At 72.3% G+C, this 22,362-nt stretch carries 17 protein-coding genes and 1 pseudogene; 4 read left to right on the top strand and 14 right to left on the bottom strand.

The window, feature by feature from the left end; translation table 11 throughout:
* Positions 1–31 precede the first annotated feature (31 nt).
* The 3 genes from ACRQ4B_RS09970 to hrcA all read right to left on the bottom strand — a co-directional run bounded on the left by ACRQ4B_RS09970 (position 32) and on the right by hrcA (position 3,006).
* Positions 32–769, bottom strand: coding sequence for a 16S rRNA (uracil(1498)-N(3))-methyltransferase (locus ACRQ4B_RS09970; RefSeq protein WP_439691287.1), 738 nt, complete (start codon positions 767–769; stop codon positions 32–34).
* Complete coding sequence (gene dnaJ / locus ACRQ4B_RS09965) at positions 769–1,881, bottom strand: molecular chaperone DnaJ (protein WP_439691286.1); 1,113 nt, start codon at positions 1,879–1,881, stop codon at positions 769–771. The genes ACRQ4B_RS09970 and dnaJ overlap by 1 nt, the downstream gene beginning before the upstream one ends.
* Before the next feature lie 105 nt (positions 1,882–1,986).
* Positions 1,987–3,006 carry a heat-inducible transcriptional repressor HrcA gene (gene hrcA / locus ACRQ4B_RS09960; RefSeq protein ID WP_439691285.1) on the bottom strand — a complete coding sequence of 340 codons (1,020 nt, stop codon included), beginning with the start codon at positions 3,004–3,006 and terminating at the stop codon, positions 1,987–1,989.
* 107 nt (positions 3,007–3,113) lie between these two features.
* On the opposite strand from hrcA, the gene ACRQ4B_RS09955 reads away from it, so the two are divergent.
* Positions 3,114–3,503 carry a DUF4870 domain-containing protein gene (locus tag ACRQ4B_RS09955; RefSeq protein ID WP_439691283.1) on the top strand — a complete coding sequence of 130 codons (390 nt, stop codon included), beginning with the start codon at positions 3,114–3,116 and terminating at the stop codon, positions 3,501–3,503.
* Here ACRQ4B_RS09955 and hemW read toward each other — a convergent pair.
* Complete coding sequence (gene hemW, locus ACRQ4B_RS09950) at positions 3,500–4,717, bottom strand: radical SAM family heme chaperone HemW (RefSeq protein ID WP_439691281.1); 1,218 nt, start codon at positions 4,715–4,717, stop codon at positions 3,500–3,502. The two genes, ACRQ4B_RS09955 and hemW, sit on opposite strands and share 4 nt — an antisense overlap.
* Before the next feature lie 28 nt (positions 4,718–4,745).
* Between hemW and ACRQ4B_RS09945 the strand changes: the two genes are divergently transcribed.
* A complete protein-coding gene (locus ACRQ4B_RS09945; protein WP_439691279.1) occupies positions 4,746–5,441 on the top strand; it encodes an HAD family hydrolase in 696 nt (231 codons plus the stop codon).
* Here the strand turns inward: ACRQ4B_RS09945 and ACRQ4B_RS09940 are convergent.
* On the bottom strand, positions 5,438–6,085 hold the full coding sequence (locus ACRQ4B_RS09940; RefSeq protein ID WP_439691278.1) for a DUF1990 family protein: 648 nt from the start codon (positions 6,083–6,085) through the stop codon (positions 5,438–5,440). The two genes, ACRQ4B_RS09945 and ACRQ4B_RS09940, sit on opposite strands and share 4 nt — an antisense overlap.
* A gap of 133 nt (positions 6,086–6,218) precedes the next feature.
* Here ACRQ4B_RS09940 and ACRQ4B_RS09935 point away from each other — a divergent pair, with 133 nt between their 5' ends.
* A complete protein-coding gene (locus ACRQ4B_RS09935) occupies positions 6,219–6,707 on the top strand; it encodes a hypothetical protein (protein ID WP_439691277.1) in 489 nt (162 codons plus the stop codon).
* A 21-nt stretch (positions 6,708–6,728) separates the two neighbouring features.
* Here ACRQ4B_RS09935 and lepA read toward each other — a convergent pair whose 3' ends face one another.
* Entirely contained in the window at positions 6,729–8,576 is a 1,848-nt protein-coding gene (gene lepA / locus ACRQ4B_RS09930; protein ID WP_439691276.1) for a translation elongation factor 4, read from the bottom strand.
* Between the two features lie 222 nt (positions 8,577–8,798).
* Entirely contained in the window at positions 8,799–9,974 is a 1,176-nt protein-coding gene (locus ACRQ4B_RS09925) for a pyridoxal phosphate-dependent aminotransferase (RefSeq protein WP_439691274.1), read from the bottom strand.
* Positions 9,975–10,165: 191 nt separating this feature from the next.
* Here ACRQ4B_RS09925 and rpsT point away from each other — a divergent pair, with 191 nt between their 5' ends.
* On the top strand, positions 10,166–10,426 hold the full coding sequence (rpsT, locus tag ACRQ4B_RS09920; RefSeq protein ID WP_022905736.1) for a 30S ribosomal protein S20: 261 nt from the start codon (positions 10,166–10,168) through the stop codon (positions 10,424–10,426).
* A 657-nt stretch (positions 10,427–11,083) separates the two neighbouring features.
* Here the strand turns inward: rpsT and holA are convergent.
* The 7 genes and pseudogenes from holA to cydB all read right to left on the bottom strand — a co-directional run bounded on the left by holA (position 11,084) and on the right by cydB (position 22,361).
* The gene (gene holA / locus ACRQ4B_RS09915) at positions 11,084–12,103 is read right to left on the bottom strand and encodes a DNA polymerase III subunit delta (RefSeq protein WP_439691272.1); all 1,020 of its coding nucleotides are present in this window, start codon (positions 12,101–12,103) and stop codon (positions 11,084–11,086) included.
* Between the two features lie 653 nt (positions 12,104–12,756).
* Positions 12,757–13,770, bottom strand: a pseudogene (locus tag ACRQ4B_RS09910) (ComEC/Rec2 family competence protein); the annotation flags it as partial.
* A 682-nt stretch (positions 13,771–14,452) separates the two neighbouring features.
* On the bottom strand, positions 14,453–15,193 hold the full coding sequence (locus ACRQ4B_RS09905) for a helix-hairpin-helix domain-containing protein (RefSeq protein WP_439691270.1): 741 nt from the start codon (positions 15,191–15,193) through the stop codon (positions 14,453–14,455).
* A 218-nt stretch (positions 15,194–15,411) separates the two neighbouring features.
* Positions 15,412–17,952, bottom strand: a complete 2,541-nt coding sequence (leuS, locus tag ACRQ4B_RS09900; RefSeq protein WP_439691269.1) for a leucine--tRNA ligase — start codon at positions 17,950–17,952, stop codon at positions 15,412–15,414.
* Between the two features lie 60 nt (positions 17,953–18,012).
* Entirely contained in the window at positions 18,013–19,701 is a 1,689-nt protein-coding gene (gene cydC, locus ACRQ4B_RS09895; protein ID WP_439691268.1) for a thiol reductant ABC exporter subunit CydC, read from the bottom strand.
* Complete coding sequence (gene cydD / locus ACRQ4B_RS09890) at positions 19,698–21,347, bottom strand: thiol reductant ABC exporter subunit CydD (protein ID WP_439691267.1); 1,650 nt, start codon at positions 21,345–21,347, stop codon at positions 19,698–19,700. The genes cydC and cydD overlap by 4 nt, the downstream gene beginning before the upstream one ends.
* Positions 21,348–21,356: 9 nt before the next feature.
* A complete protein-coding gene (cydB, locus tag ACRQ4B_RS09885) occupies positions 21,357–22,361 on the bottom strand; it encodes a cytochrome d ubiquinol oxidase subunit II (RefSeq protein ID WP_439691266.1) in 1,005 nt (334 codons plus the stop codon).
* Position 22,362: the final 1 nt, after the last annotated feature.

Below are 22,362 nucleotides of genomic sequence, written 5' to 3'. Positions count from 1 at the left end.
CCGTCACCGACGCCGGTCCTTCCCGATCGGGCTACCAGCGCCCGAGCCGCGTCTGCAGCACCGCCAACGCCGCGGGCCCCGCAGTCGACGTCCGCAGCACGGTGTCCCCGAGGCGCACCCGCACGGCACCGGCCGCCACGAGCCGGTCGAACTCCGAGCCGTCGATCCCGCCCTCGGGTCCGACGACCAGGACGATCTCGGCGACGTCCGCCGGCGGCTCCCAGGCGGAGAGCCGCACGGCGCCGACCGGGTCGAGCACGAGCACGGCCCGCCGGGCGTCCGGGAAGCCGGCCAGCTGCATCGTCGTCACGGGGTCGTCCACACCGGGGACCCGTGACCGGATCGCCTGCTTGGACGCCTCCTGCGCGATCGCCGCCCAGCGGGCCCGGCCCTTCTCGACCTTGGCGCCCTCCCACCGGGAGACGCTCCGCGCCGCCGACCACGGCACGATCCGGTCGACGCCGATCTCGGTCGCGGCCTGCACCGCCATCTCGTCCCGGCCGCCCTTCGCGAGTGCCTGCACGAGCGTGAGGGTCGGCGAGGGTGCCGGCGCGACGTCGACCGACGTCACGTCGAGCACCAGCGAGTCGCGCTCGGTCGAGACCACCGGCCCGACGACGACGGTGCCGCGACCGTCGCCGATGCGCAGCGTCTCCCCCACCCGTACCCGGGCGACGGACACCGCGTGCCGGCCCTCCGCCCCGTCGAGGGACACCTGTCCGCCGACGGTCACGCCGTCGAGCGACCCGACGAGGTAGAGCGACGCCATCAGTGGTTGAAGAACCGGTCGCGGAGCTTGCCGAACATGCCCTGCTGGAAGCGGGCGAGCTGCGGTGCGGCGGCCTTGTGCGACTTCGCGAGCTGCTCGACGAGCTGCCGCTCCTTGTGCGACAGCTTCGTCGGCGTGACGACCTGGACGCCGACGCGCAGGTCGCCACGGCCGTTGCCGCGCAGCTTGGTGACACCGCGGTCCTTCAGCACGAGGACGTCGGCGCTCTGCACGCCGGGCCGGATCTCGAGCTCGACCGGACCGTCGAGCCCGTCGATCGTCGTCGTGGTGCCGAGCACCGCGTCGGTCATCGCGACCTCGAGCGTGGCGAGCAGGTCGTCGCCGTCGCGGCTGAACACGTCGTGGTGCCGGACGCGGATCTCGAGGTACAGGTCACCGGAGGGGCCACCGGCCGGGCCGACCTCGCCCTGTCCGGGCATCTGCAGGCGCAGACCGGAGTCGACACCGGCGGGGACGTCGACCGGCACGGTGCGGCGGGCACGGATGCGGCCCTGGCCCTGGCACGTCGGGCACGGGTTCGGGATGACCGTGCCGTAGCCCCGGCAGGTGCCGCACGGGGCGCTCGTCACGACGTTGCCGAGGAGCGAACGGACCTGACGCTGGATGTGCCCGGTGCCGCCGCAGATGTCGCACGTCCGCGGGCTGGTGCCCGGCGCGCAGCACGAGCCGTGGCACGTCTCGCACAGCACGGCGGTGTCGACCTCGACGTCCTTGTGGGTGCCGAAGACGACCTCGTCGAGGTCGACGTCGATGCGGAGCAGGGCGTCCTGGCCACGCTCGGCACGACTGCGCGGCCCGTTGCCGCGGCCACCGCCACCACCACCACCGAAGAAGGCGTCGAAGATGTCGCTGAAGCCACCGGCGCCGCCGCCGAACGGGCTGTCGGCCTGGGGGCCGGCGTCGTACCGGCGGCGCTGCTCGGGATCGCTCAGCACGTCGTACGCGTGCGTCACGTCCTTGAAGCGCTCGGCGGCATCCGGGCTCGGGTTCACGTCCGGGTGCAGCTCACGCGCCAGCCGGCGGTAGGCCTTCTTGATGTCGGCATCGGAGGCGTCCTGCTGGACGCCGAGGACGTCGTAGTGGTCTGCCACGTATCCCTCAGTCGGTTTCGGTTCGGTGCGGCGGTCGCCGCGGATCGGTCTGGAGGCGCGGATCGCGTCCGCTGGACCCTGCGCGTCGGGCGCGGGGCGGGTCGGTCAATGTTCGCCCAGGAGTTTGGACAGGTACCGTGCGACGGCGCGCACCGCGGCCATGTTCGTGCCGTAGTCCATCCGGGTCGGCCCGAGCACGCCCAGCCGGGCGACCTCGCCGCCGGCCAGGTACCCGCCGGCGACGATGCTCGTCGCGTCGAGCCCGTACTCGGCGTTCTCCACGCCGATCCGGGCCGCCACGGCGACGTCGTCGATCTGCATCTCCCCGAACAACCGGAGCAGGGTCACCTGTTCCTCGATCGCCTCGAGCACCGGGAACAACCCACCGGAGAAGTCCTGTTCGCTCTTGGCGAGGTTGGCCGCGCCGGCCATCACGAGGCGGTCCTGCCGGTTCGCCGCCACCTGTTCGATGAGCGTCGCGACGACCACCCCGGCGAGCGGCTGGGCGTCCGGGCGGATCTGCTGGGGCACCGCACGGAGCGCCGTCGCGACGTCCTGCAGCAGCAGTCCGACGGAGGCGCCGTTCACGACCGTCCGGAGTTCGGCGAGGGCGCCCTCGTCGAGCACCACGTCGGTCTCGACGACGCGCTGCTCGACCCGGGCGGTGTCGGTGATCAGGACGACCATCAATCGGTTGTCGCCGAGGCGCACGAGCTCGACGTGCTGCACCCGTGCGCGCACCATCGAGGGGTACTGCACGAGGGCGACCTGGTTGGTGAGCTGGCTGAGGAGCCGCACGGTCCGCCCGAGGACCTCGTCGAGGTCGTTCGGTGCCCCGAGGAACGTCTCGATCGCGTGCCGCTGGGCGCTCGTGAGCGGCCGGGCACCGGCGAGGTGGTCGACGAACACGCGGTAGCCCTTGTCCGTCGGCACGCGACCGGACGAGGTGTGCGGCGCGGCGATGAGCTGCTCGTCCTCGAGCTGGGCCATGTCGTTCCGGATCGTCGCGGCGCTCACCCCGAAGGCGTGCCGCTCCACGATCGTCTTCGAGCCGACGGGTTCGCGCGACGCGACGTAGTCCCGCACGATGGCCTTGAGGACCTCGAGGCTGCGTTCGCTGACCACCCGGACCCCTTCCACTCGTTCTGGCACTCGGACGTGTCGACTGCTGATCCTACGCCCGACCTCCGACCGACCGGGACTTCTCCACACCCGGTCGGTACGCTTCCGGCATGACCTACGGACAGCAGCCCGGCGGCCCCCAGTACCCCGCTGGCTACCAACCCCCGCGGCCGATGTCGCCCGAGGACCAGCGCCTCTGGGCGACGCTCACGCACGTCGGCGGCATCTTCTTCAACTTCGTCGTGCCGCTCGTCGCCTACCTGGTGCTCCGCGACCGCGGCGGGTTCGTCCGCGAGCACACCCGGGTCGCGCTGAACTTCCACATCACCGTCGCGATCGCGTACGCGGCGTGCGGCGTGCTCTCGATCGTGCTCATCGGAGCGGTCCTCGCGCCGATCGTGTTCGTCCTGACGGTCGTCTTCGGGGTCATGGCCGCCGTCGCCGCGAACCGAGGTGAGTTCTACCGCTACCCGCTCTCGATCGAGTTCATCAAGGCCTAGTCGAGCAGCTCCCGCACCACCGCGTCGGCGAGCAGGCGACCCTGCAGGGTCAGGTCGATGCGTCCTCGCACCGCGGCAGGACCGTCCACGAGCCCACGTGCGATGAGGCCGGCGACCCGGCCACGGGCCTCCTGGCCGAGCTCGGTGGTGGCGAGCTCACCGCGGACCCGCGCCGCGAGCAGGACGCGCTCGACGTACCGGGTCTCGTCGTCGAGGGTCTCGCGCCCGGCGGCCGGGGACTCGCCGGACAGCACCCGGTTCGCGTACGCGGCCGGGTGCTTGACGTTCCACCAGCGGGTCCCGGCGACCGCCGAGTGCGCGCCCGGGCCGACGCCCCACCAGTCGTGGCCCTTCCAGTAGGACAGGTTGTGCCGGCTGGCGTGCTGGTCGCCGCGGGCCCAGTTCGAGACCTCGTACCAGGAGTACCCGGCATCGCCGAGGACCTGGTCGGCGAGCTCGTACATGTCGGCTGCGAGATCGTCGTCCGGCGCGGGCAGCTCACCGCGCGCGACCATGCGGCCCATCGCTGTGCCGTCCTCGACGATGAGCGAGTAGGCGCTCACGTGGTCCGGCTCACAGGCCAGGGCGGCGTCCAGCGAGGTCCGCCAGTCGGCGAGCGACTCCCCCGGCGTCGAGTAGATGAGGTCCAGCGACACGTCGAGACCCTGCTGCTTCGCCAGGTCCACGACGAGCGGCACCCGCTCCGGGTCGTGCGTCCGGTCGAGGGTCGCCAGCACGTGCGGCACCGCCGACTGCATGCCGTAGCTGACCCGCGTGAAGCCACCCGCGCGGAGCGTCGCCAACGAGGACTCGTCGACGGAGTCCGGGTTCGCCTCGGTCGTGACCTCCGCGCCGGGCAGGATGCCCCAGGTGTCGTCGATCGCCCGCAGGATCATCACCAGGTCGGACGCCGGCAGCATCGTCGGGGTGCCTCCGCCGAAGAACACCGTCGACACCGGGCGCCGCGGCACGCCCGACCGGTCGAGCACCCGGGCCGCCCACTCGATCTCGCGGACGGCGTGCCCGGCGTAGTCGTCCCGACGGACCCCGCGCAGCTCGGACGCCGTGTAGGTGTTGAAGTCGCAGTAGCCGCAGCGGACCCGGCAGAACGGCACGTGCACGTACACGCCGAAGGGGACGTCGCCTGCTCCGGACGCCGGGGTGATCAAGCCGTCCGCGGGAGCGGGATCGGCGATCGGGAGAGCACTCGGCATGGACTCCATTGTCCGTCATGATGGAGGCATGGAGCACCACACCGTCCCCACCACGGTGCTGTGGGACATCGACGGCACCCTCGTGATGAACGCCTCGTCGCCGGGCAACCTGTACCACCTCGCGCTCGAGCGGGCGGTCGGCCGCGACCTCGTGCTGCGCGTCGGCCACCAGCACGGCCGCACCGACGCCGGGCTCATCGCCGAACACGTCCGCGCCCACGACCTGCACGACGACCTGATCCCGGCCGTCAGCAGCCACCTGCGCGACCTCACCGAGGAACGGCACCGCTCCGGCGACCACCGCAGCCCCGCCCCGGGCGCCGTCGCCCTGGTGGCACGGTTCGCCGAGCTCGGCTGGCGGAACGGCCTGCTCACCGGGAACTCCGCCTACCGTGCCCGCGTGAAGCTCGAGGGCGCCGGCTTCGACGTCGCCGCGTTCGACTGGGAGCACTCGTTCTTCGGCGACACCGAGGTCGAACGGACCGGGGTCACCGCCCGCGCAGCGGCCGCCCTGGCCGGTACCCGCGCGGTGATCGTCGGGGACACCCCGCGGGACGGCGAGGCGGCGGACGCCGTCGGCATCCCGTTCCTGGCGGTCGCGACGGGCGTCTACGACGTCGCGTCGCTCCGGGCCACGGGTGCCGTCACGATCGCACGAAACTGCATCGACGACGCGCGGCTCATCGAGGACGCGATCGCCGCGCTGCCCCCGCTGCGGACCTAGTCGCCGCGGAGCGCCACCAGGTACTTCTCGGCCATCGCCTTCTGCTGCCGACGCAGCAGCGGCGCGACGAACTGCCACTTCCGGCTCGACGGCTGCGAGAACTGCCGGATCTGCAGCCACACCGAACCGTCCGGCGTCCGCTCGACGACGAACGACTCCTCACCGGAGAGCGGGTGCCCCTCGAGCGTGCCGTACGCAAAGCCCCTGCGGTCGTGCTCGTCGATGATCGACACCACCCGCACCGGAGCCTGCACGGTCTGCCCGAAGGCGTGCATCGTGAGGTTCGCGGTCGTGCCGGCCGTGACCAGCGGCGTGCCGTCCGGGGCGAACTTCTCCACGCGCGGCGTCCCGATCGACGCGGGTGCGATCGGCACACCGGCATCGTCGAAGGTCACCGGGTTGTAGCGGACCTCGTCGTCGTCGGGCTGGTCCTCGACCTGCACGCGGATGCCGCTGCGCTCCTGGATCTGCCACGTCAGGGCCTGCGTCACCGCCGTCTCGAAGCGCTGGTCGCCGTGTCCGATCCGGGCCCGCGACTCGGTCGGGGTGAACCCCTCCGGCGGGTACGTCATGAGGTCCGGCGCCTGGGTCGCACCCACGGCTCCGTACGTCAGGGCGGTCCGGTAGCTGCCGCGGGAACTCATGGACGCCAGCCTACTGGCGCAGTCCGGTCCGCATCGAACCGAGTCCGGCTCGGGTGCGGGGCGCGCTGTCCGCTCTCCGCGCGCCCCGAACTGGAGGCCCGACACCCGTCCGCCACGCCCCTATCGTTGGTCCGTGCTCAGCCCCACCCCCGCCCGCCGTCGGTCCGTCGACCGCACGACGGCCGCGTTCGCCGTCCTGACGCTGGCCGCGTTCGGGCTCGCGACGACCGCCCGTGCGGCGGTCCGGTGGGCGACCGCGGGGCTCGGGAGTCCCGCCCGGTACGGTCCCGCACCGGCGTTCGGTCCGGTCGGGTTCGACACGGCGAACGCCATCGCGGTGTTCGCGGCGTGCAGCGCGGGCGTCGGCGTGCTGCTCTTCGGGGTGACGCTCGTCCTCGCCGTGCGTCGGCACCGGGCACCCGCGCTGCCGACGGTGCTCGGGGCGGCGACGCTGGCGATGGTGGTCGGTGCCGTGGTGGCCGGCATCGCCGCCGCCGGACAGGACGACTACGACGCCGTCGCCGGACTCGTCATCCTGCGGACCGCGCTGGCCGGACTGGCCGCCGCGAGCCTCCCGGCCCTCGGCCTGGCCGCCCTGCGGGCGCGCGCCGCCCGGGCGTAGCCGCTCCTGCTGCTTTCGGCGCTACTTCTTCTTTTCCTCGACGTCGCCGGAGAGCGCCGCGATGAAGGCTTCCTGCGGGACCTCGACACGGCCCACCATCTTCATGCGCTTCTTGCCCTCCTTCTGCTTCTCGAGGAGCTTGCGCTTGCGGGTGATGTCACCGCCGTAGCACTTCGCGAGGACGTCCTTGCGCATCGCCCGGATGCTCTCGCGAGCGATGATGCGCGCGCCGATGGCTGCCTGGATCGGGACCTCGAACTGCTGGCGCGGGATGAGCTTCCGGAGCCGCTCGGTCATCAGCGTGCCGTACGCGTACGCCTTGTCGCGGTGCACGATCGCGCTGAAGGCGTCGACCTGCTCGCCCTGCAGCAGGATGTCGACCTTCACGAGGTCCGCCGCCTGGTCACCGGTGGGCTCGTAGTCGAGCGACGCGTAGCCCTGGGTCTTGCTCTTCAGCTGGTCGAAGAAGTCGAAGACGATCTCGCCGAGGGGCATCTCGTAGCGGATCTCGACGCGGTCCTCACCGAGGTACTCCATGCCGAGCAGGGAGCCGCGACGCGACTGGCAGAGCTCCATGATCGCGCCGACGTAGTCCTTCGGCGCGAGGATGGCCGCGCGGACCATCGGCTCGCGGACCTCGACGATGCGGCCGCCCGGGAACTCCGACGGGTTCGTGACCTCGGTCACGGTGTTGTCCTCGTTGGTGACCTCGTAGATCACGCTCGGGGCGGTGGTGATGAGGTCGAGGCCGAACTCGCGGCTGAGGCGCTCGGTGATGATCTCGAGGTGGAGCAGTCCGAGGAAGCCGCAGCGGAAGCCGAAGCCGAGCGCCACGGAGGTCTCCGGCTCGTACACGAGTGCCGCGTCGGAGAGCTTGAGCTTGTCGAGCGCCTCGCGCAGGTCCGGGTAGTCGGAGCCGTCGATCGGGTACAGGCCCGAGAACACCATCGGCTTCGGGTCGGTGTAGCCCGCCAAGGGCTCGGTCGCGGGCTTCTGCGCCGTCGTGACCGTGTCGCCGACCTTCGACTGGCGGACGTCCTTCACACCGGTGATGAGGTAGCCGACCTCGCCGACCGACAGCCCCTTGGTGGGCTTCGGCTCCGGCGACGACACACCGATCTCGAGGATCTCGTGCGTCGACCTGGTCGACATCATCTGGACCTTCTCGCGCGGGTGGATCGTGCCGTCGATCATGCGGACGTACGTCACGACACCGCGGTAGCTGTCGTAGACCGAGTCGAAGATCATCGCGCGCGGCGCGGCGTCGACGTCACCGACGGGGCCCGGCACGGTGCGCACCACACGGTCGAGGAGCTCCGGCACGCCGACACCGGTCTTGCCGGAGACCCGGAGGACGTCCTCCGGCTTGCCGCCGATGAGCTGCGCGAGCTCCGCCGCGTACTTGTCCGGCTCGGCCGCGGGGAGGTCGATCTTGTTGAGCACCGGGATGATCTCGAGGTCGTTCTCGAGCGCGAGGTACAGGTTCGCGAGCGTCTGGGCCTCGATGCCCTGGGCCGCGTCGACGAGCAGGATCGCGCCCTCGCACGCGGCGAGGGACCGGGACACCTCGTACGAGAAGTCCACGTGCCCGGGCGTGTCGATCATGTTCAGGGCGAACGTCTGGCCGTCGAGCTCCCACGGCATGCGCACCGCCTGGGACTTGATCGTGATGCCGCGCTCGCGCTCGATGTCCATGCGGTCGAGGTACTGCGCACGCATCGCACGGTCCTCGACGATGCCGGTGATCTGCAGCATGCGGTCGGCCAGCGTGGACTTGCCGTGGTCGATGTGCGCGATGATGCAGAAGTTGCGGATCGCGTCGGCCGGCGTCGAGGCGGGCTCGAGCGGCGCGGATGCTTGTGGGCTCACGGTTCCTCGGGGTGTGTCGGACGGTCGAACGATTCTCCCACGTCCGCGCGTCGGCGGCGCGCACCGCGGCGCTCGGCGGGTGGCGCCGTCCGCAGTGTGCGGGGTTCCGCGCACCGTGGCACCCGCGCTCCCCCGCACGCTGGACGCGACCGCGCACGCTGTCGCGCCGACCTCGCACGGTGCGGGACGTGGTGGAGGCGAGCCGCGCCTCCCGTCCGGTAATCAGACGTGCGCGCGCGCCGGAGCCGGCAGCGCACCGAGGCCGCGGCGCAGGTCCGCCGGGGTCGCCGCCAGGCAGACCCGGATCCAGCCCTCGCCGGTGCGGCCGAACGCGCTCCCCGGCGCGACCGCGACCCGTTCACGGTGCAGGAAGGCGAGCGCCCACTCGGCGACGTCGCCCTGCGAGACGTGGGACACGTCGATCCAGAGGTAGAACGCACCCCGCGGGTCGAGGTACCGGATACCGGCCGCGTCGAGGACCTCCTTCGCGACGTCGAGGTTGGCGCGGTAGTGCTCCCGGGCGTCCTGCACCGACTGGTGGTCCCCCACGATCGCCGCGAGCGCCGCCCACTGGTCGGGTTCGGCGACGCAGCTGATCATCGCCTCCTGGGTGGTGCGCATCACCGGGCCGAGCCCCTTCGGCGTGACGAGGTACCCGACCCGCACACCGGTCATCGCGTACGTCTTGCTCAGCGAGAACGCCGTGAACACCCGGTCGTCCTCGTCGAGGCTCGCCAGGCTGACGTGCCGGGTGCCGTGGGTGAAGTACTCGTAGACCTCGTCGCTGATCACCCACAGGTCGTGCCGCTTCGCCAGGGCGAGCAGGTCGCGGAGGGTCTCCTCGCCGAACACCGAGCCGAGCGGGTTCGACGGCGAGTTCACGACGATCGCGCGCGTGTGCTCGGTGATGCTCGCCTCGAGCGCCTGCAGGTCCGGCTCGAAGCCGTGCTGGGGTTCGAGCCGGTACGGCACCGGCGTCGCCCCGATGATGTGCGCGTTCATCGTGAAGGTCGTGTACCCGGGGTCCGGCACGAGCACCTCGTCGCCGGGCGAGAGCACGAGGGTCATCGCCTGGAAGAGCGCCTGCGTCGCGCCGATCGTCATCCAGATCTGCTCGACGTCGACCTCGATCCGGTTCTCGCGGCGGAGCTTCTCGCGGAGCGCCTCCCGCAGCGGGGCGATGCCGCCGTTCGGGGTGTAGTCGGTCCGGTCCTCCGACCAGGCGCGGCGGGCGGCGTCGCCGATGTGCGGGGCGACCGGGACGTCAGGTTCGCCGATCACGAGCATCGCGATGTCGGGCTCGGTCGTGCCGCTGGCCCGCATCAGTGCGGCTTGCTCGAACACCCGGCGGATTCCGGAGGCGGGCACGGTCTCGATCCGGGGTGCGAGCGATGGCATGCTCGTCACGGTAGCGAACCCGTGTTGCGGGGCGGTTTCCGGCGTTTCGGTGCTTTGGCCATGCGGGGTCGGCCTGGTAATGTAGCTGGCTGGACTTCCGCGTTCCGTCGCCCACGGGTGGAACGCGATGCGACCAAGGGCCCCTCTACCCAGCGGTCGCGACCACCCGTCAGAGACAACAGGAGCAACACATGGCGAACATCAAGTCGCAGATCAAGCGCATCAAGACCAACCTCAAGGCCCAGGAGCGCAACAAGGCCTACCGTTCGGAGCTCAAGACGGTCATCCGTCACACGAACGAGGCCGTCGTCGCCGGCGACAAGGACAAGGCCGTCGCGGCCCTGACCCTCGCGTCGAAGAAGCTCGACAAGGCCGTGAGCAAGGGCGTCATCCACAAGAACCAGGCCGCGAACCGCAAGTCGGCCATCGCGAAGAAGGTCGCGTCGCTCTGACGCACTGACCCTTCTGGTCCGAAGGCCCCGCACCGTTCGGTGCGGGGCTTTCGTCGTTCCGAGGCGGTGTGCGGCTGCGGTGCGGGGTGCGGCTGCGGTGCGGCGCGGGGCGGTGCGGTGCGGTGGGGGCGCGGTGCGCGGCGAGTCTCGGCCTAGGCGACAGTTCTCGACCGGATCGGCGCGAGGACTGTCGCTCAGCGCGAGGCTCGGGCCGCCTCCGGCGAGTCTCGGCCCGCCCTGCGCGAGTCTCGGGCCCACCTCCGTCGAGATCGCACTTTCGTTGTGACGCGCTCGACGGAGCGCCCCCGGAGTGCGATCTCGGCGGGCACCGTGCGGCGGCGAAGTCTCGCGGCGGGCCCTGGGCGGTGCCGTGCAGCGTCGGGTGCGGTGCGTGCGTCTCCCGAGATCGCACGATGACCGGGATCGTCGGCCCGAGAACTCGTCGAAGTGCGATCTCGGCGAGGCGCGAGCGATGCGGATGCGGACGCTCGACCGCAGGCGCGTCAGCGCAGGCGCGTGAGCGCAGGCGCGTCAGCGCGGGCACGTCAGCGCAGGCGCGTGAACGCAGGCGCGTCGGCGCAGGCGCGTCGGCGCAGGCGCGTCGGCGCGGGCGGGTCAGTGCGGGCGGGTCGGCGCGGGCGCGTCAGCCGGGCTGCGTCAGCGCGACTCGCCGCGACGGGCGATGGTGCGCACCATGATCTCGAGCGCGTAGTGGGCGTCGCGGGACCCGCCCTTCACCGCGGTGTCCGCCTCGGCGATGCTGATGATGGCGTTGGCCAGACCGGCCTCGCTCCACCCTGAGACGTCGCGCTGCGCACGCTGCACCTGCCACGGCGCCATGCCGAGCGCCGACGCCGCCTGACCGCTCGGCCCCCGGAAGGCGCTGACCTTCGCCATCGTGCGGATCTTGCTCGCGAACGCTGCGACGATCGGCACCGGTGCCTCACCCGTGGACAGCGCGTGCCGCAGCTCGACGATCGCCGGCGCGGAACGGCCCGCGAGGGCGATGTCCGCGACCTTGAACGCGTTCGTCTCGACGCGTCCGCCGTAGTACTTGTCGACGACCTTGTCCGTGATCTCCTCGGCCTCGTCGGCGAGGAGCTGCCGGCACGCCGCCGCCAGCTCGGCCAGGTCGTCCGCGAAGGCCGCGACGAGGGTCCGCACCGCCGACGGCGCGATCCTGCGCCGAGCGGCACGGAACTCGGCCTGGACGAAGTCGATCCGGTCGGTCTCACGCTTGAGTTCGTCGCACTGCACCTCGACCCCGCCGCCGACGCCGCTGCGGATCGTGTCGAGGAGCTTCTTCCCCCTGACACCCCCACCGTGTCGCAGCACCAACGTGACGTCGTCGGCCGGGGCCCCGAGGTAGGAGATCGTCTCGGTGATGAACGCGTCGGTGCACTTCTCGACAGTGGTGACACGGACGAGTCGTGGTTCGCCGAACAGCGACGGGCTCGCCAACGTCGCGAGCAGGCCGGGTGTGTACTGGTCTGCTTCGAGGTCGTGCACCTCGAGCGCAGGGTCCTCACCGACGAGGAGGTCGCGGAGGACGCTGCTCGCTCGCTCGGCCAGGAACGCCTCGGGCCCGGTGATGAGCACGACCGGCGCCGGACGGATGCCCGACCAGGGCACCTGGTCGATCTTCGCAGCGGCGCGTGCGGGCTTCTTGGCGGCCATGCCTCGATCCTACGGGCGACCGCCGACCCCGATCGCTCTGTCCACACCCGCAACGCATCGGGTCCGGCCCGACCGACGACCACGGTCCCCTGCAGGTCGGTGCGGTACGGGACGGTGGCTGCGTCGTCGAGCATGGTCAGCGCCGATCGGGTCGGGTGTCCGTACGTGTTGTCGGCGCCGACGCCGATGAGCCCCACGGTCGCGGCGAGCTGTCGGTACAACACCGGGTCCTGGTCGGCGGAGCCGTGGTGAGCGACCTTGACGAGCTCGACCCGGCCGACGCCGCCTGACCCGCCGCCGACCTCGTCGACCACGGCGCGCAGCCGACGTTGCGCGGACTCCCCCAGGTCCCCGAGGAACAGCCCGGAGACGCACGTCGAGCACTGCGGCCCCGGCTCGGTCGCCAGTACGAGGCTCGCGTCGTTGCCTGCGTCCCGTGAACCTGCCTGCGGCCAGAGCAGGCGCCAGCGCAGGGCTCCGAGGGTGCCCGACGTGGCGTCGTCGGCGCGGCGGACGTCGACGCCCGCGTCCTCGAGCGACCGGACGACCCGCTCGTCCTCCGGTCGCCCGACCGGCCCGACCAGCGCCGACGCGGCCCGTCCCGCCACGACGTCGACGGCGCCGACGTGGTCGCGGTCGAAGTGCGTCAGCACGAGCAGGTCGATCCGGCGGATGCCCAGCAGATCGAGGCACGACTCGAGCCGTGCCGGGTCGTCCCCGGTGTCGACGAGCGCGACGCCGTCGTCGGGGCCGCCACCCCGCACGAGGACGGCGTCGCCCTGGCCGACGTCGCAGGCGGCGATCGACCAGTCCGTCGGCAGACCGGCCCGGACCACGAGGACGGGGACGGCGACGGTCGCGGTGCCCACCGCCACCACGACCCCGGCGAGCAGCAGGAGCCGCACGCGGGCCACCGGTGGCACGAGGACGGCGACGGCGACGCTCGCGCTGACGACGGCAGCCGACGCGACCCCGGCCGCACCACCGGGCCAGGGCGCCGACGCGTACGGCAGCGCAGCCGCTCCGTGCGCCACACCACCGATCGCCGTCGCCGGCACCCACGCCACGGCGGCGAGCACCGACCCGCCCCAGGGCCAGAGGGGTGCGAGCAGACAGGCCCCCAGTCCGACCACGGTGACGACGGGGGCGAGCGGCTCGGTGAGCAGGTTCGCGGGCACCGCGTACGTCGGCAGCGCAGCGGCGAGCGGGATCGTCACCGGCCAGCACGCGAGCTGCGCTGCGACCGGTACGGCGAGGGCGGCGGCCAGGGGCGTCCACATCCTCCGGGCGAACACCGCGGTCAGCGCCGGGCCGAGCACGACGATCCCGCTCGTCGCGAGCACCGACAGGGTGAACGCGAACGAGCGGGAGTACCAGGGGTCGACGACGAGCATCCCGATCGCGGCGAGGGCGATGAGCGGGACGCCGCGGACCGGCCGCCCGGCGAGGTGGACGACGAGCACCACGACCGCCATCACGGTCGCGCGCACGATCGACGGGTCCGGACGCACCAGCACCACGAACGCGAGCAGCATGGCGACCGCGGCACCGGCGCGGGCGAGCCGAGGGAGCCCGAGCACCCGCCCGAGGACGACGACCAGACCGACGATGACCGCGCAGTTGGCACCGGACACCGCGGTGAGGTGCGTCAGCGCCGAGGTCTCCATGGCGGCCTGGGTCGACGGGTCGAGTCCGCTGCGGTCCCCGATGGCGAGTCCGCGGAGCAGCGACCCGCCCGGCTCCGGCAGCGCACCGGTGACCGCGACGAACGCCCGCCGTGCACGGTCGGTCCCGGCGAGCAGGCCCGTGGGCGGGTCGACGGTCGGAGGACCTCGGAGGAACACGACCGACGCCGTCGTGCTGCCCGGCTCGTCCGACTCGACGGTCGCGGTGCCGTACACCCGAGCACCAGCGGCCATCGGGTCGGGGACCGTGTTCGGCACCATCCGCACGGGTACCCGGAGTCCGCTGACCTCACCGACACGTTCCAGGGTGCCGACCACGGAGCGGTCCCCGACGGCGAGGTCGCGACCGAGCACCACCTCGACGGGTACCCGGCGCCCGAGGGCGTCGTCGAGCGCCGCCGGGTGCCGCCGCGCGTCCCCGACGACCACTGCCACGGCGAGGAGCCCGCACAGCGCACCGGTGGTCAGCACCAGGCCGACGAGCACGCGGAACCCGGGGCAGCGGACGAGCACGACGAGGCACACGCCCACGGTGACGACGGAGGCGAGCAGGACCGGCACCGCGACCTCCGGACCGCCGACGAGCAGCGCCGCACAGATCCACGCGAGCGCGACGGGCACACCGACGCGCAGGTCGACGACACCAGGCGCGAGGTCCACGTCGTCAGACCCGGACGCGGTCGCGGAGGTCGGCGAACCGACCGTCGCCGATCCCGTTGACGTCGAGGAGGTCCTCCACCGTGCTGAACCGACCGTGCTCCTCGCGCCAGGCGAGGATCCGCCCGGCCAGGGACGGCCCGATGCCGGGCAGGGTCTCGAGGGTCGACTGGTCGGCGGCGTTCAGGTCGACCACGGCGTCGGCGCCTCCCCCGGCAGCACCGCCGGACGCTCCGGTCCCACCGGTGCCGCCCTGCGCGTCGAGCGCCGTCGGGATCTCGGTCTCCCCCGCCTTCGGCACGTACAACCGCTCACCGTCGACGACGACGCGGGCGAGGTTGAGCCGCGCCAGGTCCGCGTCGTCGGACGCCCCGCCGGCACGGTCGATCGCGGCGGACACCCGGCTGCCGGTGCCGAGCGCGACCACCCCGGGCCGACGCACCGCACCGACGACGTGCACGACGACCGGGCCGGACGGCCCCGACGACGCCGCGGGACTCGGGGCCGGAGTACCGGACACCGCTCCGGGCGCTCCGGTGACCGTCACCGCGCCGACGGACCCGCCGGAGCCGTCACGACCGTCGACCCGACCGCCCCGGTCGGACAACGCGCCCAGCAGCACGACCACCACCGAGACCCCGACCACCACCGCGGCGAGCACGACGGCTGCCCGGGGCGACAGCGCGATCGCCGCCCAGCGTGACCGATCGTCGTCGGGACCGGGCTGACCTCCGGGAACAGGAACCATGCCGGAACGCTACGGAGCCCGACCGCCCGGCCGGGCTCCGGAACGACGACCGGTGGACGGGCACCGCTCGACATCCCCCTGTGGAGGACGACCGGGCGTGCGGCCCCAGACGACCGCGCGCAGCCCCGCCGACCGCTCGCAGCCCCCGCCGACCGCACGCGGCCCCAGACGACCGCGCGCAGCCCCCGACGACAGCACGCGGCCCCAGCCGACCGGACTCAGCCCTTGATGGCGATGTTCACGAGCTTCGGCGCCCGCACGATCACCTTCACGATCTCCCGGTCCCCGATGTACCGCTGCACGTTCGCCGACCCCCGGGCCAGCGACTCCAGGTCGGCGGGGTCGATCGACTTCGACACCTCGAACGAGTCACGCACCTTGCCGTTGACCTGCACGACCGCCGTCAGGGTGTCCTGCACGAGCAGCGTCGGGTCGGCCTTCCGCCAGCCGTACGTGGCGACGGTGGCCTCGTACCCGAGCTTCTCCCACATCTCCTCACCGGTGTACGGCGCGAAGACACTGAGTCCGAGGGCGATGGTCTCGACGGCCTCGCGGACGGCGGGGTCGCCCGCGCCGGGACCGCTGTCGATCGCCTTGCGGGTGACGTTCACCAGGTCCATCAGCCGTGCGATCACGACGTTGAACTTGAACGACTCCATCATCCCGGGCGCATCGGCCAGGAACCGGTGCGTGACCTGGCGCAGCGCTCGGTCGCCGTCGGCCCACACGACGTCCGGCGACGACGTGACGTCGAGCGCCAGGCGGTAGGCCCGTGCCAGGAACCGCGCGGATGCGGACGGGGAGACGTCCTCCCAGTTGATGTCGTCCTCCGGCGGGCCGGCGAAGCCCATCACCAGGCGGATGGCGTCGACGCCGTTCGCGTCGAGCTCGTCGCCCAGCGAGACGCCGCCCTTCGACTTCGACATCTTCGAGCCGCCGGACAGCACCATGCCCTGGTTGAGCAGCGCCGAGAACGGCTCGGTGAAGTCGAGGTACCCGAGGTCGAACAGGACCTTGGTGACGAACCGGGCGTAGAGCAGGTGCAGGATCGCGTGCTCGATGCCACCGATGTACTGGTCGACCGGGGCCCACTTGCGCGCGACCGCGGGGTCGAAGGCCTGCGTATCGTCGTTCGCCGCCAGGAAGCGCAGGAAGTACCACGACGAGTCAACGAACGTGTCCATCGTGTCGGTGTCCCGGAGCGCCGGCGTGCCGTCGACCGGGTTCGGCACGTTCACCCAGTCCGTGGCACCGCCGAGCGGCGAGGTGCCCTTGGGCTTGAGGTCGAGTCCCTCGGTGTCGGGCAGTCGCACCGGCAGCTGGTCCATCGGCACCGGGTGCTCGGTGCCGTCGGCGCCGTGGATGATCGGGATCGGGGTGCCCCAGAAGCGCTGGCGGGAGATGAGCCAGTCGCGCAGCCGGTAGGTCTTCGCGGCACGACCCGTCCCGCGCTCCTCGAGCAGCGTGATGGCGGCCGAGATCGCGTGCTGCTTCGACATGCCGTCGAGCGGCCCGGAGTTCATCATCCGCCCCTGGCCGGTCAGCGCCTCGCCCGTCGACGCGGGGTCCAGGTCCGGGAGCTCCATGTCGGGGGTGATCACCGGGATCGCCCCGGTGACCGCTGCGTTCGTGTCGACCACGACCCGGACCGGCAGGTCGAACGCCCGCGCGAAGTCGAGGTCACGCTGGTCGTGCGCGGGGACCGCCATGACCGCGCCGTGGCCGTAGTCGGCGAGCACGTAGTCGGCGGCCCAGATCGGCAGGCGTTCCCCCGTCAGCGGGTGGATCGCGAAGCGCCCGAGCGGCACGCCCGTCTTCGGGCGGTCGGCGTTCTGCCGGTCGATCTCGGACGTCTTCTGCGTCGCGGTCAGGTAGGCATCGAAGTCATCCCGAACCGACGAAGGCGCCGACGAAACGAGATCAGCAGCCAGGTCGGAGTCCGGCGCGACGACGAGGAACGTCACCCCGTGGATGGTGTCCGGCCGCGTGGTGAACACCGTGACGGGCTCGTCGCGACCCTCGATCACGAAGTCGACGTCGGCGCCGACGGACCGGCCGATCCAGTTCCGCTGCTGCGCGATGACCTTTGCCGGCCACCGACCCTCGAGCTGGTTCAGGTCGTCGAGCAGCCGGTCGGCGTACTCGGTGATCTTGAAGTACCACTGCGTGAGCTTCTTCTTGACGACGACGGCGCCGGAGCGGTCCGAGGTGCCGTCGGGCAGCACCTGCTCGTTCGCGAGCACGGTCTGGTCCACCGGGTCCCAGTTGACCCAGCTGTCCTTCCGGTACGCCAGCCCCTTCTCGTACATCTTGAGGAACAGCCACTGGTTCCACTTGTAGTACTCGGGGTCCGAGGTGTGGATCTCGGTGGTCCAGTCGAACGACGGCGCGTAGCGCTTGAAGGACGCCTTCTGCTGCTCGATGTTCGCGTAGGTCCAGTCCTTCGGGTCGACCCCGCGCTTGATCGCCGCGTTCTCGGCGGGCAGGCCGAACGAGTCCCAGCCGATCGGGTGCAGCACGTTGAAGCCCTGCTGCCGCCAGTACCGCGCCACGAAGTCACCGAGCGCCCAGTTCTCCGCGTGGCCCATGTGCAGGTCGCCGGACGGGTACGGGAACATCTCGAGGATGTACTTCCGCGGACGCGTGTCGTCGAGGTCGGTGGTGAAGAGACCGAGCTCCTCCCAGCGGGGCTGCCACTTCTCCTGGAGACGACGGAAGTCGTAGGCGTTCGGGTCGTCGACGGTCTGCTCGGTGGTCACGGTCAACAAGATTACAAGGCCTGGAGGCGCGGCTCGGCCGCCGCACGTCGGCCCGCCCGGTCAGGCGGTCGCGAGCCGTCCGTCGCGCATCCGGACGGTGCGGTCGACGAGGTCGGCGGCGACCGGGACGTGCGACACGACGAGGACGGTCCGGCCCTCGCGCCGGGCCGCTCCGACGAGGTCGCGCAGGACCGCCTCGCCGAGGTCGGGGTCGATGTCGGCGGTGGGTTCGTCGAGCACGAGCACCGGGAACGCGTGCAGCAGCGCCCGCGCCAACGCGAGTCGGTGCGCCTGTCCGCCGGAGACGAGCGAGCCGCGCTCCCCCACCCCGGCGTCGAGTCCGCCGCGCCCCTGCACCCAGGAGCCGAGGCCCACCCGGTCGAGCACGGCGAGCAGCTCGGCGTCGGTCGCGGTCTCCCGCGCGAAGAGCAGGTTCTGCCGCACGGACTGGTCGAACACGAACGGGTCCTGCTCGATCAGGCCGACGCGGGCCCGGACGGCGTCGGGGTGCAGGTCCTTCGCCTCGACCCCGTCGAGCGTGTAGGACCCGCGGTGGTCGACGAACCGCACGAGGGCGTCCACGAGGGTGGACTTCCCGGCGCCGCTCGGTCCCTCGAGCACGACGACCTCACCGGGCCGGAGGTCGAGCGAGAACCCGTCGACCGCGTCGCGCGTCGCGCCCGGCCACCGCACCGACACGTCGCGCAGGGTCACGGACACGGGGCCGTCGACGACGAGCGCGTCCGGGTCGGCTGGCGTGTCCGGCTCCGGCACGATCCCGTCCGGCACCGCCGCGGGGACGACCTGCTCGACACGCGCCGCCGCTGCCCGCACCCGACGCAGCGTCAGGACGGCGAGGGGCACGACGCCGATGACCTCGAACAGGGCGAGGGGCACGAACACGGCGAGGGCCCAGAGCGGGCCGTCGAGCGCACCGGACACGACCGCGGGGGCTCCGGCGGCGAGGATCCCGACCACCGCGGCCCCGCCGACGAGCCCGACCAGCGCACCGACCAGGGACTCCACCGTGCCCCGGCGACGGACCGCCGCGGTCACCCGGGCGTCGAGCCGGCCGATGTGGGCGAGCCGTTCGTCGAGCGTGCCGTAGGCGGCGAACACGTCGAGCGTGCGGACGGTGTCGAGCACGAGGTCCGCGACGTGCCCACGCTCGGCCGCGGTCTGCTCGTCCGAACGACGGGCGACGGCGAGGGTGACGACGGAGCCGAGGAGCGCCGCCACGGCGAGGGCGACCACCAGTACGAGGGCGGCCGGCACCGAGACGAGTGCCACGGCGACCACGGACAGGACCGCGGTGATCCCGGCGGACACGATCGGCCCGACCACCCGGATCGGCAGGTCCTGCAGCCGGTCGGTGTCGGTGACGAGGCGTGCGAGCAGGTCGCCGCGACCGGTGGACCCGAGCCCCGCGGGCGCGACCGACGCCAACCGTCGGTACATCTCGGTGCGGACGACCGCGAGCTGCCGGAAGGACGCGTCGTGCCCGGCGAGCCGGTCGACGTAGCGCAGGGCCGCGCGCCCGAGGGCGAACGCCCGCACGCCGACCATCACGAGCGTCAGGTACAGGATCGGCGGGTGCTCCGCCGCACGGGTGATGAGGTAGCCGCTCGCGGCGAGCAGTGCGACCGCGCAGACCGCGCTGATCGCGCCGGCCGCCACCGCCTTCGCCCAACCGGCCCCGTGCGGCATGGCGAGCCGCAGGACCGTCGAGTGTCGCGCCTCCCGGCTCATGCTGACGCTCCGCTCGTCTGGGTGACCGTCACCGATCCACCGGCCCGCACGTCGACACGGACGTCGGCGAGGGCGACGACCGCCGGTCGGTGGCTCGCGACGACGACGACGGTGCCGTCGGCGGCGAGCCCCCGGAGGGTGTCGACGACGTGCGCTTCGGCGTCCGCGTCGAGTGCCGACGTCGGCTCGTCGAGCAGGACCAGCGGGGTGGCCGCGCGCCGCGCCCGGTACAGGGCGCGGGCGACCGCGACGCGCTGCGCCTGGCCGCCGGACAGACCGGCGCCGCCGGATCCGACCTGGAGGCCCGGGTCCAGTCTCAGCCCGGCCGCGCGCAGCGCCGTGCGCACGTCGGCGCCGTCGGGGGTCGCGCTGAGCGCGACGTTCTCGGCGATCGTGCCGCGCACGAGTCGGGGACGCTGGTCCGCCCAGGCGGTGCGCTCGGCGGGGGTGGTCCCGTCGCGTCCGGGGAGGGTGACGTCGCCGTCGTGCGCGACCGCACCGCGGATCGCGGCGATGAGGCTGGACTTGCCGGAACCGCTCGGACCGGCGAGGACGACGATCGTCCCGGGGACGGCGCGGAGGTCGACCGGACCGATGACGACGTCCGGCCGACGGACGGTCACCCGGTCGAGCACGAGGTCCGTCGCCGCGGGTGCCGCGGCCGGACGGACGGGTGCGGCGGTCGAGTCGTCGAGGACGTCGAGGACCGCGGTGGAGGCCTCGACACCGTCCTGCGCCGCGTGGAAGTCGGCGCCGACCTGCCGGATCGGCGCGAACGCCTCCGGAGCGAGCACGAGCACGAACATCGCGGCCCCGAGGCCGAGCGAGCCGTCGACCAGCCGGATGCCGATCGACACCGCGACGAGCGCCACCGACAGGCTCGCGGCGAGCTCGAGGGCGAAGCCGCTCACGAAGGACAGCCGGAGCACCCCGATGGTGCCCTTCCGGTACTCGTCGGTCACCCGGCCGATCCGGTCGACCTGTCGCCGCGCGCGGCCGAAGACCTTGAGTGTCGCGAGCCCCTCGACCGCCTCGGTGAAGGCGCCGCCGAGGGTCGCGAGCGCGTCGGCCTGCTTCCGCTGCAGCGCCTGGGTGGCGAGGCCGATCAGGATCATGAAGACCGGGATGACCGGCAGGGCGCACAGCACGATCAGGCCGCTCGTGAGGTCGCCGAGGCCGATCGCGACGAGCAGCATCGGCGTCGCGACCGCGGTGAGCGCGAGCTGCGGCAGGTACCGCCCGAAGTAGGCGTCGAGCGCGTCCAGCCCGGGGCCGAGCGTGGTGGCGAACGCGGCGCTCGACCGTTCGGCGAGCCACCCCGGGCCCCGTTCGGCGGCGCGGGCGAGCACCGTCGCGCGGAGCTCGCGCTTCACCGTCGCCGCGGCCCGGGCAGCCAGGTCGTCGGTCGCCCACGCCGTCGCCGCACGCACGACGAACGCACCGCCGAGCAGCGCGAGCGTCGGGACGAAGGCGGCGGGCACGACGCCCTGCCGGACGGCGTCCACCCCGAGCGTGACGGCGGCGGCGATCCCCCACGCGATCGCGACGGTCGCGAGCGTGCGGAGGACGCCGGTGCCCGCGGCGGCGACGATGAAGCCACGCGCCGTGCGCGACAGGCGCAGGAGCCGCGGGTCGAGGGGCTTCACCGTCGGCGCCTAGTGCGCGGCCTGCAGGACCTGGGCCCGCGAGACGCGCTTGCGGAAGATCCAATAGGTCCAGGCCTGGTACGCGAACACGAGCGGGACGAAGATCAGTGCCACCCAGCTCATCACCGTCAGCGTGTACGACCCGCTCGACGCGTTGTACACGTTCAGGCTGTTCGCCGGGTCGTTCGTCGCGGGCATGACGTCCGGGAAGATCGCCGTGAACATCGCGAGCACGATCGCGGCGATCGTGACGGCCATCAGCGTGAACGCACGGCCCTCCTTGCCCCAGGCGTTGCAGAGCACGGCGAGCACGAGCGCGAGGGCGGCGACGACCGAGAGCACGAGCGACGCCGGGGTCGCCCGGACGAACGCCATCGACACCAGGAACGCCGCGCCGACGACGATCGTCACGAGGCCCGCCCGGGTCGCCAGGCGCTTCGCCCGCTCGCGGATCTCCCCCTCGGTCTTCAGCGCGACGAACACCGCGCCGTGCGTGAAGAAGACGAGCATGGTGGCGAGGCCGGTGAGCAGCGCGAACGGGTTGAGGAGGTCGAACAGCGTGCCGGTGTAGTTGTGGCCGGCGTCCATCGGGATGCCCCGCACGACGTTGCCGAACGCGACGCCCCAGAGGAACGACGGCACGACGCTGCCGACGATGATCATCAGGTCGAACCGACGCTTCCACTCGAGGTGCTTGTTCTGGTGCCGGTACTCGAACGAGACGCCGCGGGCGATGAGCGCCGCGAGGATGAGCAGCAGGGCGAGGTAGAACCCGGAGAACATCGTGGCGTACCACTCCGGGAAGGCCGCGAACAGGCAGGCACCCGCGACGATGACCCACGTCTCGTTGAGGTCCCACACGGGGCCGATCGTGTTGATCAGGACGCGTCGGTCGGTGTCGTCCTTGCCGAGGAACGGCAGGGTCATGCCGACGCCGAAGTCGAAGCCGTCGAGGACGAAGTAGCCGACGAAGAAGACGCCGACGATCGCGAACCAGAGAACGGGCAGGTCCATC

The sequence above is a fragment of the Curtobacterium sp. SP.BCo genome, from assembly GCF_051903265.1.
GTDB lineage: Bacteria > Actinomycetota > Actinomycetes > Actinomycetales > Microbacteriaceae > Curtobacterium.
The sequence above is the reverse complement of the archived record's forward strand: the minus strand, read 5'-3'. Positions and strand labels throughout refer to the sequence as shown.

Coding starts and splice junctions, on each gene's coding strand:
- ACRQ4B_RS09970 (WP_439691287.1), bottom strand. CDS start 769: ATGGCGTCGCTCTACCTCGTCGGGTCGCTCGACGGCGTGACCGTCGGC.
- holA (WP_439691272.1), bottom strand. CDS start 12,103: ATGGCCGCCAAGAAGCCCGCACGCGCCGCTGCGAAGATCGACCAGGTG.
- rpsT (WP_022905736.1), top strand. CDS start 10,166: ATGGCGAACATCAAGTCGCAGATCAAGCGCATCAAGACCAACCTCAAG.
- ACRQ4B_RS09940 (WP_439691278.1), bottom strand. CDS start 6,085: ATGAGTTCCCGCGGCAGCTACCGGACCGCCCTGACGTACGGAGCCGTG.
- ACRQ4B_RS09905 (WP_439691270.1), bottom strand. CDS start 15,193: ATGGTTCCTGTTCCCGGAGGTCAGCCCGGTCCCGACGACGATCGGTCA.
- ACRQ4B_RS09945 (WP_439691279.1), top strand. CDS start 4,746: ATGGAGCACCACACCGTCCCCACCACGGTGCTGTGGGACATCGACGGC.
- cydB (WP_439691266.1), bottom strand. CDS start 22,361: ATGGACCTGCCCGTTCTCTGGTTCGCGATCGTCGGCGTCTTCTTCGTC.
- cydC (WP_439691268.1), bottom strand. CDS start 19,701: ATGAGCCGGGAGGCGCGACACTCGACGGTCCTGCGGCTCGCCATGCCG.
- ACRQ4B_RS09955 (WP_439691283.1), top strand. CDS start 3,114: ATGACCTACGGACAGCAGCCCGGCGGCCCCCAGTACCCCGCTGGCTAC.
- hemW (WP_439691281.1), bottom strand. CDS start 4,717: ATGCCGAGTGCTCTCCCGATCGCCGATCCCGCTCCCGCGGACGGCTTG.
- ACRQ4B_RS09925 (WP_439691274.1), bottom strand. CDS start 9,974: ATGCCATCGCTCGCACCCCGGATCGAGACCGTGCCCGCCTCCGGAATC.